Raw genomic sequence first — 14,556 nt, 5'->3', positions numbered from 1 at the left:
TCGTGACCCCCACCGCTGCCACCGTGTCCGACACCGCGACCGCCACCTCCGGCACGCACCCGGGGCCCGCCGGTCACGATCCCGGCGAGCTCGACTTCCACTCGCTCAACGCGATGCTGAACCTGTACGACGCGGACGGGCGGATCCAGTTCGAGAAGGACCGCGAGGCCGCGAACCAGTACTTCCTGCAGCACGTCAACCAGAACACGGTCTTCTTCCACGATCTCGACGAGAAGCTCGACTACCTCGTCGAGGAGAACTACTACGAGGCCGAGGTCCTCGATCGGTACGACCGTGAGTTCGTGAAGGACCTCTTCGGATACGCCTACAAGAAGAAGTTCCGCTTCCCGACCTTCCTCGGGGCGTTCAAGTACTACACCTCGTACACGCTGAAGACGTTCGACGGCAAGCGGTACCTCGAGCGCTTCGAGGACCGCGTCTGCATGGTGGCCCTCACCCTCGCCGACGGCGACACGTCCCTCGCCCGGGAACTGGTGGAGGAGATCATCTCCGGGCGTTTCCAGCCGGCCACCCCGACGTTCCTCAACTCCGGCAAGAAGCAGCGCGGCGAGCCGGTCTCGTGCTTCCTGCTGCGCATCGAGGACAACATGGAGTCGATCGGTCGGTCGATCAACTCGGCGCTGCAGCTGTCCAAGCGCGGCGGCGGGGTCGCGTTGCTGCTGTCCAACATCCGTGAGCACGGCGCCCCGATCAAGAAGATCGAGAACCAGAGCTCGGGTGTCATCCCGATCATGAAGCTGCTGGAGGACTCGTTCTCCTACGCCAACCAGCTCGGCGCACGTCAGGGTGCCGGCGCGGTGTACCTGCACGCGCACCACCCGGACATCTACCGGTTCCTCGACACCAAGCGCGAGAACGCGGACGAGAAGATCCGCATCAAGACGCTGTCGCTCGGTGTGGTCATCCCCGACATCACCTTCGAGCTGGCCAAGCGCAACGACGACATGTACCTGTTCAGCCCGTACGACGTCGAGCGCGTCTACGGTGTGCCGTTCGCCGACATCGACGTGACCGACAAGTACCACGAGATGGTCGAGGACAAGCGGATCCGCAAGACCAAGATCAAGGCGCGTGAGTTCTTCCAGACCCTCGCCGAGCTACAGTTCGAGTCGGGCTACCCGTACATCATGTTCGAGGACACGGTGAACCGTGCGAACCCGGTCGACGGCAAGATCACGCACTCCAACCTGTGCTCGGAGATCCTGCAGGTCTCGACGCCGTCGACCTTCAACGACGACCTGTCCTATTCCCATGTGGGCAAGGACATCTCGTGCAACCTGGGTTCGCTGAACATCGCGAAGACGATGGACTCGCCGGACTTCGGCCAGACCATCTCGACGGCCATCCGCGGCCTCACCGCGGTGAGCGACCAGACGGCGATCACCTCGGTGCCGTCGATCGAGGAGGGCAACAACAGCTCTCATGCGATCGGCCTCGGTCAGATGAACCTGCACGGCTACCTCGCCCGGGAGCGGATCTTCTACGGCAGCGAGGAGGGCATCGACTTCACGAACATCTACTTCTACACGGTGCTGTTCCATGCGCTGCGCGCGTCGAACGCGATCGCCCGTGAGCGTGGGCGCGCGTTCGGCGGGTTCGAGAGGTCGAAGTACGCCAGCGGTGAGTTCTTCGACAAGTACACCGAGAAGGCGTGGGAGCCGGCGACCCAGCGTGTCCGGGATCTGTTCGGGCAGGCCGGGATCCACATCCCGACCCAGGACGACTGGCGTGAGCTGAAGACCGCGGTGCAGCGTGACGGCATCTACAACCAGAACCTGCAGGCGGTGCCGCCGACCGGCTCGATCAGCTACATCAACCACTCGACCAGCTCGATCCACCCGGTGGCCGCGAAGATCGAGATCCGCAAGGAAGGCAAGATCGGTCGCGTCTACTACCCGGCGCCGTACATGACGAACGAGAACCTGGAGTACTACCAGGACGCGTACGAGATCGGCTACGAGAAGATCATCGACACCTACGCCGCGGCCACGCAGCACGTCGATCAGGGTTTGAGCCTGACCCTGTTCTTCAAGGACACCGCGACCACCCGCGACGTGAACCGGGCGCAGATCTACGCCTGGCGCAAGGGGATCAAGACGCTGTACTACATCCGTCTGCGTCAGCTGGCCCTCGAGGGCACCGAGGTGGAGGGTTGCGTCTCGTGCATGCTCTGACACCCGTCCGACCGACCACCACCCACACCCCGAGCGAGGCACGATGACGTCCACCCAGAGCCATTCGCCCGCCGACGGCGCTCCCATCAAGCTGGTCAGCCGTGTCTCGGCGATCAACTGGAACCGCGTTCCCGACGAGAAGGACGCCGAGGTCTGGGATCGCCTGACCGGCAACTTCTGGTTGCCCGAGAAGGTGCCGGTGTCCAACGACATCCCGTCGTGGAACACGCTGACCGAACTCGAGAAGCAGCTCACCATGCGGGTGTTCACCGGCCTGACGCTGCTCGACACCATCCAGGGCACGGTCGGCGCGGTGTCGCTGATCCCGGATGCGACGACCCCGCACGAGGAGGCGGTGCTCACCAACATCGCGTTCATGGAGTCGGTGCACGCCAAGAGCTACAGCTCCATCTTCTCGACGCTGTGTTCCACCAAGGACATCGACGAGGCGTTCCGCTGGTCGGAGGAGAACGAGTACCTCCAGACCAAGGCGCGCATCGTCATGGACTACTACCGCGGCGACGACCCGCTGAAGCGGAAGGTCGCCTCGACACTGCTCGAGTCGTTCCTCTTCTACTCGGGCTTCTACCTGCCGATGTACTGGTCGAGTCGCGCGAAGCTCACGAACACCGCTGACCTGATCCGGCTGATCATCCGCGACGAGGCCGTCCACGGGTACTACATCGGCTACAAGTATCAGCGGGCGTTGGAGGTGTGCAGCCCCGAGCGCCGGCAGGAGCTCAAGGACTACACCTTCGAGCTGCTGTTCGAGCTGTACGACAACGAGACCGACTACACCGCAGGGCTGTACGACGAGGTCGGCTTGAGCGAGGACGTGAAGACGTTCCTGCGGTACAACGCCAACAAGGCGCTGATGAACCTCGGCTACGAGGCGATGTTCCCGCGCGACGAGACGCTGGTGAACCCGGCCATCCTGTCCGCGCTGTCGCCCAACGCCGACGAGAACCACGACTTCTTCTCCGGGTCGGGCTCCTCGTACGTCATCGGCAAGGCCGTCAACACCGAGGACGAGGACTGGGACTTCTAGTCCCCCTGCATCACACGACGCACCGCCCCGACCGATCGGTCGGGGCGATGCGTCGTCTCGGGTCGTCGAGTGTCAGCGGAGCCTGGTCATGCGCAGCGTGCTGTTGAACGCGCTCGTCGTGGTGCCTGTGGTGGAGACGTCGTATCCGGTCGGTGTCCTCACGAAGGTGACACGCCCGGAGTCTTTCTTGCCGAATGCTTGGTACGGCAGATAACCCCCGGTCGGGGTCGAGACGAGCGGTCCGTAGCCGAACCCGGGAGCCCTGATGGCGCGAACCTCGTCGATGTACTGCTTCATGGTCAAGGTTCTGCAGACATAGGTCCCGGGGATGTTCACGGCGACCGGGCACAGTCGGTAGAGCCCGGGGTCGACGGAGGCGCTCGCACCTGAGGCGGTGACCGTCAATCCGGCGGAGACCGCCGCGCCGAGCACCGCGAGGGTCATGATCTGTCGTTTCATGACGGGGACTGTAGCGGAACTAAATGTACGCACGTACGTCGCATCTGGCGGCGGACGGCTCATCGGGTGACCTCGTTCAGTTTCCCGGTGGCGACGTCGAAGACGAATCCGCGCAGCGAGGTCGTCTTCGAGACGAAGGGGCTGCTCTCGATGCGGGCGAGCGACTGCCTCACGTCCTCGTCGAGGTCGGGGAAAGCTTCGGCCGACCACGCAGGCTTCACGCCGATCTCGTCCTGGATGCCGCGCTTGAACTCGTCGTCGGTGAAGGTGAGCATCCCGCAGTCGGTGTGGTGGATGAGGATGATCTCCGTGGTGCCGAGCAGGCGCTGGCTGATGGCGAGCGACCGGATCTCGTCGTCGGTGACGACGCCGCCCGCGTTCCGGATGACATGCGCCTCGCCCTCGTTCAGCCCCAGGATGCGGTAGACGTCCAGGCGCGCGTCCATGCAGGCGACGACGGCGAGGTGCTTGCTCGGCGGGAGCGGGAGGGGACCCGAGAACGTCGCGGCGTAGTCGGCGTTGTTCTCGAGCAGGTCATCGGTGACGGTCATGCGCACATCGTCATCCGCGCACGCATCGCCACAGACGGTTGCGCGCACCCGGGGTTTTTCGGTCGACGGTCGCTTCACGGGCACAGACGCTCCACCTGTTCGAGGACGCTCCGTTTGCAAACGGAGCGTCCTCGAACATGTGGAGCGGGAACCCTGGAACCGGAGCGGGAACCCTGCAACCGGAGCGGGAACCCTGCAACCGGAGCGGGAACCCTGCAACCGGAGCGGGAACCCTGCAACCGGAGCGGGAACCCTGCAACCGGAGCGGGAACCCTGCAACCGGAGCGGGAACCCTGCAACCGGAGCGGGAACCCTGCAACCGGAGCGGGAACCCTGCAACCGGAGCGGGAACCCTGCAACCGGAGCGGGAACCCTGCAACCGGAGCGGGAACCCTGCAACCGGAGCGGGAACCCTGCAACCGGAGCGGGAACCCTGCAACCGGAGCGGGAACCCTGCAACCGGAGCGGGAACCCTGCAACCGGAGCGGGAACCCTGCAACCGGAGCGGGAACCCTGCAACCGGAGCGGGAACCCTGCAACCGGAGCGGGAACCCTGCAACCGGAGCGGGAACCCTGCAACCGGAGCGGGAACCCTGCAACCGGAGCGGGAACCCTGCAACCGGAGCGGGAACCCTGCAACCGGAGCGGGAACCCTGCAACCGGAGCGGGAACCCTGCAACCGGAGCGGGAACCCTGCAACCGGAGCGGGAACCCTGCAACCGGAGCGGGAACCCTGCAACCGGAGCGGGAACCCTGCAACCGGAGCGGGAACCCTGCAACCGGAGCGGGAACCCTGCAACCGGAGCGGGAACCCTGCAACCGGAGCGGGAACCCTGCAACCGGAGCGGGAACCCTGCAACCGGAGCGGGAACCCTGCAACCGGAGCGGGAACCCTGCAACCGGAGCGGGAACCCTGCAACCGGAGCGGGAACCCTGCAACCGGAGCGGGAACCCTGCAACCGGAGCGGGAACCCTGCAACCGGAGCGGGAACCCTGGAAGTGGGGCGGGAACTCAGCCGGAAAAGCCGTTCAGCGACTTCTGGATGTCGTCCAGGACGACCGGCGCCGCCGCGAGGCCGCGCTCGCCGTACCAGATGGAGTCGTCGACGACGAAGACGCGCCGGGCGGTCGCCGCACCCAGGTCCAGCCACGCATCGCTGCGGAGCACCGACTTCGCGTGCTCCTCACCCTGCCCGGGCGTGAAGCTGACATAGATGAGGTCGGCGTCGGCGTCGTCGAAGTTCTTCTCCGTGACCGTCACCGGGCCGGGGGAGCGCTGCGACTGCGGGCGCTGGACACCCATCGCGGCGAGGATCGACCCGGCGAACGAGGCGGTCCCCGCGATCTGCTCGCTGTCGGCGCCGAACCGCACGAGACCGACCTGGCTGTGACTCGCGTCGACGCGCTGTCCGACGCGCTTGGCCTGTTGGGCGAACACCTCGAGGCGACGCGTCCCCTCCTCGCCCCGACCGAGTGCGTCCGCCACGGCCTGGAACTGGTCCTGCCAGGTCGCCGACTCGTCCACGACCACCGACCGCGTGTCGTAGGGGGCGTTCTGGGCGGTGGACCGGCCGAGGACGACGTCCGCGCGGGCCCCTGCGGCGCGCTGCGCGTCCGGGCGCGAACCGATGGTCGGCAGCGACGTCACCGTCGGACCGAGATAGGTGGGGATGCCACCCGGATCGGCGGCGACCGCGACGACCTTCGACTGGATGCCCAGCGCGCACACCGCGTCGAGCAGGGCGGGGTCGGCGACGGCGATCCGCGCCACGTCCGACTGGCCGGCGTCCGGCGTGGAGGGGGTGCCGCAGGCGCGATCGAAGGCGCGCTCAGGCGTGACGATGTCGAACCCGCCGATCGCGGTGGTCGTCGTGGTCACCGATCCGGGGCCGGGAGGGGACTGGCTGTCCGCGTCACCGCACGCCGAGAGACCCAGGACACCGGCGGTCACGACGCAGGCCACGGCCACCGCTCGCACGGGTCCGCGCACCCTCGTCACCACCGTTCTCCGACCACCTCGCGTGCGCCCGGACGGCCTCGCGATCGGGCATCAACCTAGCACCGCGCCATGTGTCGGAAAGCTCTGCCGCGGCGCGTCGTCGGGCTCGGACGGCGTGCACGCTCGGCACGGAGAGGCATCGCTCCACGCGGACGCGAGATGTTCCTACGACGAGTCGTAGGACCCGCTCGGCTCCAGGGGCTGCGAGGGTTTACGATCGGTTCAGTACGTTCGGCGTCGGGAGGACCGGTGCCCGCGTTCATCGTCGCCACAGCCGGTCACCGGCTGTGCAGGCAGGAGGACTAGTGACCGCCCTAGACCAGCCCACGCAGGTCGCCCCGGTTCGCCCCTACCCCGACCGCACGGGCGTCAAGGGGTCGTTCATCTACAAGATGATCACGACGACGGACCACAAGATGCTCGGCATCATGTACCTGGTCACGTGCTTCGCGTTCTTCCTCGTCGGTGGCCTGATGGCGCTGCTGATGCGCGGTGAGCTCGCGCATCCGGGCATGCAGTTCCTGTCGAACGAGCAGTACAACCAGCTGTTCACCATGCACGGAACGGTGATGCTGCTGCTGTACGCGACGCCCATCGTCATCGGCTTCGCGAACGTGGTCCTGCCGCTGCAGATCGGCGCCCCCGACGTCGCGTTCCCGCGCCTCAACGCCTTCAGCTACTGGCTGTTCCTCTTCGGTGGCCTCATCGTCGTTGCCGGCTTCATCACCCCCGGTGGTGCCGCCGACTTCGGGTGGACCGCCTACACCCCGCTGACCGACGCGATCCACTCGCCCGGCGCCGGCGCCGACATGTGGATCATGGGGCTCGCCGTCGGTGGTCTCGGCACCATCCTCGGCGCGGTCAACATGATCACCACCGTCGTCTGCCTGCGCGCGCCCGGCATGACGATGTTCCGCATGCCGATCTTCACCTGGAACATCCTGGTGACCAGCGTCATCATTCTCGTCGCCTTCCCCCTGTTGACCGCGGCCCTGATGGGCCTCGAGGTCGACCGCCAGTTCGGCGCACATCTCTACGACCCCGCCAACGGTGGCGTCATCCTGTGGCAGCACCTGTTCTGGTTCTTCGGGCATCCCGAGGTCTACATCATCGCGCTGCCGTTCTTCGGCATCGTGTCGGAGATCTTCCCGGTGTTCTCGCGCAAGCCGATCTTCGGTTACTCGACGCTGATCTACGCCACCCTGGCGATCGCGGCCCTGTCGGTCGCGGTGTGGGCCCACCACATGTACGCCACGGGTGCCGTGCTGCTGCCGTTCTTCGCCTTCATGACATTCGTGATCGCGGTGCCCACCGGTGTGAAGTTCTTCAACTGGATAGGCACGATGTGGAAGGGCCACCTGACGTTCGAGACACCGATGCTGTTCTCGGTGGGCTTCCTCGTGACGTTCCTCTTCGGTGGCCTCACCGGCGTCCTGCTCGCGAGCCCGCCGCTGGACTTCCACCTGTCCGACAGCTACTTCGTCGTGGCGCACTTCCACTACGTCCTCTTCGGCACCATCGTGTTCGCCACCTACGCGGGCATCTACTTCTGGTTCCCGAAGATGACCGGCCGGATGATGGACGAGAAGCTGGGCAAGATCCACTTCTGGCTGACGTTCATCGGCTTCCACCTCACGTTCCTGGTGCAGCACTGGCTGGGCAACGAGGGCATGCCGCGCCGCTACGCCGACTACCTGCCGTCCGACGGGTTCACCACGCTGAACGTGATCTCGACCGTCGGTGCGTTCGTCCTCGGTGCCTCGACGCTGCCGTTCCTCTGGAACGTCTTCAAGAGCTACCGGTACGGCGAGGTCGTCACGGTCGACGACCCGTGGGGCTTCGGCAACTCGCTCGAGTGGGCGACCAGCTGCCCGCCGCCGCGGCACAACTTCACCGAGCTGCCCCGCATCCGGTCCGAGCGTCCGGCCTTCGAGTTGCACTATCCGCACATGATCGAGCGGATGCACCGCGAGGCGCACGTCGGCCAGGCGTCGAAGCACCTGGAAGAGGCCAAGCGCGATCCGGTGACCGTCGGCTCCCACGAGTCGTCGACGGATCCCGATCCGAACTGACGTGACACCGGGAGGTTCCGGCACCACGGTGCTGGTGACCGTCACCGGTCCCGACCGTCCCGGCGTCACGTCCGTCCTCCTGGGCGCACTCGCCCGGCACGATGTCCACCTGCTCGACGTCGAGCAGGTGGTCATCCGGTCGAGACTGACGCTCGGCGTGCTCGTCGAGAGCCTCGGGGATCCGGAGACGCTGCAGGAGACCGTCGAGCAGGCGATGAGCTCGATCGGCATGGACGTCGCGGTCGACGTCGGCGCCCACCCAGGCGTGCGGACGGTGTCGTCGCACGCGGTGGTCATCCTCGGGAGCCCGGTCACGGCACGCGCGTTCCGCGCCGTCGCCGCCGAGCTCGCCGGCCAGGGCGGCAACATCGACTCGATCCGCGGCATCGCCGACTACCCGCTCACCGGGCTCGAGTTGATGGTCAGTGCCGACCGCGACGACGTCGCCTCGGATGCGGCTCTGCGCAAGGGTCTGGCCGGCGTCGCCACCCGCTACGGGATCGACGTGGCGGTGGAACGCGGTGGTCTCGCCCGGCGGGCCAAGCGGCTCATCGTGTTCGACGTCGACTCCACCCTCATCCAGGGCGAGGTCATCGAGATGCTCGCCGCGAAGGCCGGTCGTGAGGCCGAGGTCGCGGCGGTGACCGAGGCGGCCATGCGCGGCGAGATCGACTTCGCCGAGTCGCTGCACAAGCGCGTGGAGGCCCTCGCCGGCCTCGACGCCTCCGTGCTCGAGGAGGTCGCGGAGTCCATCGAGTTCACCCCCGGTGCCCGTACGACCATCCGCACGCTCCGCCGGCTCGGGTACCACTGCGGCGTGGTGTCGGGAGGTTTCCTCGACGTCATCGAGCCGCTGGCCCACGACCTCGAGCTCGACTTCGTCCGGGCCAACACCCTCGAGATCGTCGACGGGAAACTCACCGGACGCGTCCTGGGCGAGGTGATCGACCGTCCGGGGAAGGCCGCGGCGCTGAGGGCGTTCGCCGATCAGGTCGGCGTCCCGCTCGAGCAGACCGTCGCCGTCGGCGACGGGGCCAACGACATCGACATGCTGACCGCGGCGGGCCTGGGCATCGCCTTCAACGCGAAGCCCGCGCTGCAGGAGGTCGCCGACGCGGCGTTGTCGCACCCATTCCTCGACGCCGTGCTGTTCATCCTCGGCGTCACGCGCGACGAGATCGAGGCCGCCGACGCCATCGACGGGATCGCCCGTCGCGTCCCCCTCGGCTGAGTCGCCCCTATGGGTTTCGACGAGCGACTCGCCGTGCTCACCGACCGTCTCGGCGACGCCCCCGACCCCGAGGACCCGGCCCAGGTCCTCGCGATGCCCGTCGTCGTGCGGATCGAGAAGCGGGACCCACCCGACCGTCGCGCCACGCTCGTGGCCGCCGCCCGCGCCGCTGTCCTGCTCTGCCTCGACGACCGGGCGGACGCCGACGGCCCCTGGGGCCCGGCTGTGCAGGCGTGGTGCGACGCGCGAATCCGCAAGATAAGCCGGCGGGCGCGCGGCTCCCACTGGACCGCGGCACAGGAGGTCGACGGCGTGACCGTCGAGCAGGACGGCGCGGCGGCGCGGGCGATCGTGCCCGGCCCGGTCGGGTCGGTGGACCGACGGATCGACCGGCTGCAGATCGGCGGAACCGACCTCGACGGCCCCCTCGATCCGACATCGGATGCGCCGGTGACCATCTGGGTGAACCCCGACCTCGACATGACCCTCGGCAAGCTTGCCGCCCAGGTCGGGCACGGGTCGATGCTCGCCGTCCGGCTCTTCGACGTCGCGGGTGCCCGGTCGTGGTGGGAGGCAGGCTGCCCCCTGGCGGTGGCCGCGTCGACCCCCGAGCGCTGGGCCGACCTGCTGTCGCGGGACGGGGCCGACGCCGTCGCCGTCCGCGACGCCGGGTTCACCGAGGTGGCCCCTGGCTCGGTGACCGTCGTCGCCGAACGCACCGAGAGAGGAGACGCACGATGAGCCCCACCGTGCCCGGGTGGGCCGCCGGCCTCGACCTCGCGCCGCACCCGGAGGGCGGCTGGTACAGCGAGACGTGGCGATCGGGACTCACGCTCCCGCACACGGTCCTGCCGACGGCGCACACGGGCGATCGCAGTGCCGGCACCGCCATCCTGTTCCTCCTGCGCGACGGCGCCGAATCCGCCTGGCACACCGTGGTGGGCGCTGAGATCTGGATGCACCACCGAGGCTCACCGATCGAACTCGTCCTGGGCGGAACCGGATCGGCACCGGGTGCGGAGACGACGATTGTCCTCGGCCCGGATCTCGCCGGCGGCCAGCGCCCGCAGCACGTCGTCTCGCCGGGAGAGTGGCAGCGGGCCCGGCCCGTCGCAGGACATCCCGACGGCGCCGGCCTGGTCAGCTGCGTCGTCGTCCCCGGCTTCGACTTCGCCGACTTCGCGCTCGCCGACGACCCCGCCCCTTCCGGCGGCGCATAGGCCCGGTGGGGCACGATGGGTGACGTGGCCGACATCGATCCCGATCTCCTGATCGACTTCACCGACGTCACCCTCGTGCGCGGGGGGAAGACTCTCGTCGGTCCCGTCACCTGGCAGGTCGAGCTCGACGAACGCTGGGTGGTCATCGGACCCAACGGGGCGGGCAAGACCTCGCTGATGCGGATCGCCGCCGCCGAGACCCACCCGACCTCGGGGACGGCCGTCCTGCTCGGATCGCGGCTCGGCGAGACCGACGTCCGCGAACTGTCGACTCGTATCGGTGTCGCGTCGTCGATGCTCGCCTCCCGCATCCCCGATCACGAGCTCGTCACCGATCTCGTGATCTCCGCGGGCTACTCGGTGCTCGGCCGCTGGCGCGAGGCCTACGAGGAGGTCGACCGCGCGCAGGCCGTCGAGACGCTGGAGTCGATGGGTGCCGAACACCTCGCCGACCGCACCTTCGGCACCCTGTCGGAGGGGGAGCGCAAGCGGGTCGTCATCGCTCGGGCACTCATGACCGACCCGGAACTGCTGCTGCTCGACGAGCCCGCGGCCGGACTCGACCTCGGTGGTCGTGAGGAACTCGTCGCACGCCTCGGTGCACTCGCCATGGACCCCGACGCCCCGGCGATGGTCGTCATCACCCACCACGTCGAGGAGATCCCCGAGGGCTTCACGCACGCACTGCTGCTGTCGGAGGGCGGGGTGGTCGCGCAGGGCCTGCTCGAGGACGTGATGACCGAGGACAACCTGACCGCGACGTTCCACCAGCGGATCGCCCTCGACCACGTCGACGGGCGGTACTTCGCGCGGCGTGCACGCCGCGCCGGTTCACATCGGCGGGCCCGGCCGTGAGCGCCCCCGGCGGGCACAGCCTCCCGGAGTCCTTTCGCCCCGTCGACGACCCCGAGTCCGTCCCGATCCGCGATGCGGCGACCGTCGCGCTGATCCGGGACGCCGCGGTCGATGAGCCCGGTATCGAGGTCTTCCTCATCCGCCGCGTCACGACGATGGCGTTCGCCGGTGGGATGACGGTGTTCCCCGGCGGCGGTGTCGACCCCCGGGACGCCGAGGACGGGCCCCGTCCCGACGACTGGGTGGGGCCCGGACCACACTGGTGGGCAGAACAGTTCGACGCGGCGAGCACGCCCGACGACGCCGCTGTCGTGCTGGCGTCGTCGCTGGTGCGGGCGGCCGTGCGCGAGACGTTCGAGGAGTGCGGGGTGTTGCTGGCGGGGCAGTCCGAGCGCGATGTCGTCGCCGATGCCGGTTCCCACCATGACGCCCGCCGGGCGCTGGAGTCGAAGGAGCAGTCGCTGTCGGCGTTCCTCGACGAGGCGGGTCTGGTGCTCCGGGCCGACCTGCTGGCGCCGCTCGCCCGGTGGATCACCCCCCTCGGGGAGCGCCGTCGTTACGACACGCGGTTCTTCCTGGCGCAGCTGCCCGCCGGTCAGACAGCCGACGACCGCACCTCGGAGGCGGCGTCGGCGGGATGGTGTCGCGTCGCGGACATCATGGCGTCGTGGCGATCGGGTGAGGTGTTCCTGTTGCCGCCCACCTGGTCTCAGCTCGAGTACCTCGCCGGATTCGCCACCGTCGCCGACGCGATGGCCGCGCCGCGCGAGATCGTCCCCGTCACACCGACCTTGATCTCCGACGGCTCGGCCCTACGCATCGAGTTCGACGGATCGGCGCGCTACACCGGTTCCTGAGCGGTCACCAGATGGTGACGCGCCGGGCCGGTTCGAGATACATCGGGTCCGACGGGCCGATGCGGAACGTGTCGTAGAAGCCGTCGATGTTCCGGACGACCTGATTGCACCGGAACTCCGGTGGCGAGTGCGGATCGGTCGCCACACGCTCCTCGGCGGCGGCCTGTCGGTACTTGCCGCGCCAGATCCGCGCCCACGAGAGGTAGACGTCGCGGTCACGGGCCTCGGTTCCCGCCTTCTCCGCCGCGATGCGGTAGGCGGACAACGCGATCGACAGCCCGCCGAGGTCGGCGAGGTTCTCGCCGACGGTGAGCGCGCCGTTGACGTGCTTGTCGGCGGGCAGGCCCTTCGGCACCAGGGCGTCGTACTGGGCGACGAGCGCCTCGGACCGCTTGGTGAACTCGGCCCGGTCGGAGGGCGTCCACCAGTCGCGGAGGTTGCCGTCTGCGTCGTACTGCGACCCCTGGTCGTCGAAGCCGTGGCCGATCTCGTGTCCGATGACCGCTCCGATTCCGCCGTAGTTCACCTGAGGCTCAGCGTCGGGGGAGAAGAACGGGTACTGCAGGATCGCCGCGGGGAAGACGATCTCGTTGAACGTCGGGTCGTAGTAGGCGTTCACGGTCTGCGGGGTCATCTGCCACTCGGTCTTGTCGACCTTCGTGCCGAGCTTGGCGAACTCCCGCCTCGCGGCGAACATCTGGCCGTTGCGCACCGACTCGACCACGTCGTCGGCGCGGATGGTCAGGCCGGAGTAGTCCTTCCAGGTGTCGGGGTAGCCGATCTTCACCGTCAGCGTGTCGAGCTTGGTGTTCGCCTCTTTGCGGGTGGCGTCGCTGAACCAGGTGATGGAGGCGAAACTCCGGCGGTAGGCCTCGACGAGGTTCCCGACGAGCTCGCGCGCGTCGTCCTTGGCGGAGCCCGCGAAGTGCTTCGCCACGTACTTCTTCCCCAACGCCTCGCCGAGCATCGAGTCGACCAGGGCGACACCGGACTTCCAGCGGTCCGGTTCCTTCTCGACACCGTTGAGGGTCCGGGAGAAGAAGTCGAAGCTCGCCGAGCGGAACGGCGTCGACAGGTAGCGGGCGTAGCTGCGCAGCACGCCCAGCCGCATGTAGTCGCGCAGGGTGTCGATGGGGGTGTCGGCCCAGACCTTCGCGGCGGTCGCGATGGCCGTCGGCCCCGCGACGACGACCCGCGACAGTTTGTCGTCACCGAGGCCGAGACCCGACCGCCACGCGGTCCAGTCGATCCCCGGAGCCTGCGCGGTGAACTCCGCCCATGTCCGGGGGTTGTAGGTCTTCGTCGCGTCCCGACTCTCGACGGTGCTGAGATGGCCTGCGGCGACCGCGGTCTCGACGGTCATCGCGCGCTGCGCCCGCTCCTTCGGATCGCTCAACCCGGCCAGTCGAGCCAATGTCGTGAGGTGCTCGACATACTTCGCGCGGTCCTCGGCGTAGGAGGCCTCGCGGTAGTACGACTCGTCGGACAGACCGATGCCCGACTGCACGATGTTCGCGACGTAGCGCGTGGAGTCGGCCTGGTCGGGGGCGATGTACAGGTCGACGATGCCGGTCGAACCCGTCGTCGACAGCGCGGCCAGCCCTCTCGTGAGGGTGCTCTTGTCGGGTGCGGCGTCGATCGCGTCGAGCAGCGGACGCACCGGGGTGGCGCCCGCGGCGTCGATGCGGGAGGTGTCCATGAACCCCCGGTAGAGGTCGCGGATCTTCGCGTCCTCGCCCGTGGCGTCGTCGCCGATGGCCTCGACGATGGTGCGCAGCTGTTTCTCGGCGGTGTCGCCGAGCTCGTCGAACGTGCTGTAACCGGCTTTGTCCGCGGGGATCTGATAACTGATCAGCCACCCACCGTTGACGTGGCGGTACAGATCAGCACCGGCCGGCACCGTGTCGTCGAGTCCGGAGAGGTCCGGTGTCAGTGCAGGTTTGCGCGCGTCGTCGGCGCCACAGGCCGCGAGCACGCCGACGAGGGCGACGCCGCCCATCCCGGCCAGGAATGCGCGCCTGCCCAGGTTCGGGAGTTCGGTGGCGTGCGTGGTCATGGCAGTCCCCTCT

Annotated in this window: 12 protein-coding genes; 8 read left to right on the top strand and 4 right to left on the bottom strand. The window is 68.1% G+C overall.

The window, feature by feature from the left end; translation table 11 throughout:
* The first annotated feature begins 2 nt into the window (after nucleotides 1-2).
* Both nrdE and nrdF read left to right on the top strand, forming a co-directional pair.
* Nucleotides 3-2,195, top strand: coding sequence for a class 1b ribonucleoside-diphosphate reductase subunit alpha (gene nrdE, locus ACXVUM_RS00960; protein WP_458520020.1), 2,193 nt, complete (start codon nucleotides 3-5; stop codon nucleotides 2,193-2,195).
* A 43-nt stretch (nucleotides 2,196-2,238) separates the two neighbouring features.
* Complete coding sequence (gene nrdF, locus ACXVUM_RS00955; RefSeq protein WP_458520019.1) at nucleotides 2,239-3,243, top strand: class 1b ribonucleoside-diphosphate reductase subunit beta; 1,005 nt, start codon at nucleotides 2,239-2,241, stop codon at nucleotides 3,241-3,243.
* Between the two features lie 72 nt (nucleotides 3,244-3,315).
* Here the strand turns inward: nrdF and ACXVUM_RS00950 are convergent, their stop codons facing one another.
* From ACXVUM_RS00950 to ACXVUM_RS00940, 3 genes are all read right to left on the bottom strand, one after another.
* Nucleotides 3,316-3,702, bottom strand: a complete 387-nt coding sequence (locus ACXVUM_RS00950; protein WP_458520018.1) for a hypothetical protein — start codon at nucleotides 3,700-3,702, stop codon at nucleotides 3,316-3,318.
* Nucleotides 3,703-3,761: 59 nt separating this feature from the next.
* A complete protein-coding gene (locus ACXVUM_RS00945) occupies nucleotides 3,762-4,253 on the bottom strand; it encodes a beta-class carbonic anhydrase (RefSeq protein ID WP_458520017.1) in 492 nt (163 codons plus the stop codon).
* Between the two features lie 1,012 nt (nucleotides 4,254-5,265).
* Complete coding sequence (locus tag ACXVUM_RS00940) at nucleotides 5,266-6,243, bottom strand: ABC transporter substrate-binding protein (protein WP_458520016.1); 978 nt, start codon at nucleotides 6,241-6,243, stop codon at nucleotides 5,266-5,268.
* Between the two features lie 314 nt (nucleotides 6,244-6,557).
* Here ACXVUM_RS00940 and ctaD point away from each other — a divergent pair, with 314 nt between their 5' ends.
* The 6 genes from ctaD to ACXVUM_RS00910 are packed head-to-tail and all read left to right on the top strand — an operon-like array spanning nucleotide 6,558 to nucleotide 12,487.
* On the top strand, nucleotides 6,558-8,324 hold the full coding sequence (gene ctaD / locus ACXVUM_RS00935) for an aa3-type cytochrome oxidase subunit I (RefSeq protein WP_458520015.1): 1,767 nt from the start codon (nucleotides 6,558-6,560) through the stop codon (nucleotides 8,322-8,324).
* A gap of 1 nt (nucleotide 8,325) precedes the next feature.
* Nucleotides 8,326-9,555 (top strand): phosphoserine phosphatase SerB, encoded by a 1,230-nt coding sequence (serB, locus tag ACXVUM_RS00930; RefSeq protein ID WP_458520014.1) that lies wholly within the window; start codon nucleotides 8,326-8,328, stop codon nucleotides 9,553-9,555.
* A 9-nt stretch (nucleotides 9,556-9,564) separates the two neighbouring features.
* Nucleotides 9,565-10,296: an aminoacyl-tRNA hydrolase gene (locus tag ACXVUM_RS00925; protein WP_458520013.1), complete on the top strand. Its 732-nt coding sequence runs from the start codon at nucleotides 9,565-9,567 to the stop codon at nucleotides 10,294-10,296.
* Nucleotides 10,293-10,775 carry a cupin domain-containing protein gene (locus tag ACXVUM_RS00920; RefSeq protein WP_458520012.1) on the top strand — a complete coding sequence of 161 codons (483 nt, stop codon included), beginning with the start codon at nucleotides 10,293-10,295 and terminating at the stop codon, nucleotides 10,773-10,775. The genes ACXVUM_RS00925 and ACXVUM_RS00920 overlap by 4 nt, the downstream gene beginning before the upstream one ends.
* A 24-nt stretch (nucleotides 10,776-10,799) precedes the next feature.
* Nucleotides 10,800-11,630 carry an ABC transporter ATP-binding protein gene (locus ACXVUM_RS00915; protein WP_458520011.1) on the top strand — a complete coding sequence of 277 codons (831 nt, stop codon included), beginning with the start codon at nucleotides 10,800-10,802 and terminating at the stop codon, nucleotides 11,628-11,630.
* The gene (locus ACXVUM_RS00910) at nucleotides 11,627-12,487 is read left to right on the top strand and encodes an NUDIX hydrolase (protein WP_458520010.1); all 861 of its coding nucleotides are present in this window, start codon (nucleotides 11,627-11,629) and stop codon (nucleotides 12,485-12,487) included. Before ACXVUM_RS00915 ends, ACXVUM_RS00910 begins: the two co-directional genes overlap by 4 nt.
* Before the next feature lie 4 nt (nucleotides 12,488-12,491).
* On the opposite strand, the gene ACXVUM_RS00905 is transcribed toward ACXVUM_RS00910, so the two are convergent.
* Nucleotides 12,492-14,543, bottom strand: coding sequence for a M13 family metallopeptidase (locus tag ACXVUM_RS00905; RefSeq protein ID WP_458520009.1), 2,052 nt, complete (start codon nucleotides 14,541-14,543; stop codon nucleotides 12,492-12,494).
* Between the last annotated feature and the right edge of the window lie 13 nt (nucleotides 14,544-14,556).

This window comes from Williamsia sp. SKLECPSW1, assembly GCF_054332755.1.
This window is presented reverse-complemented; position numbering and strand designations above follow the sequence as displayed.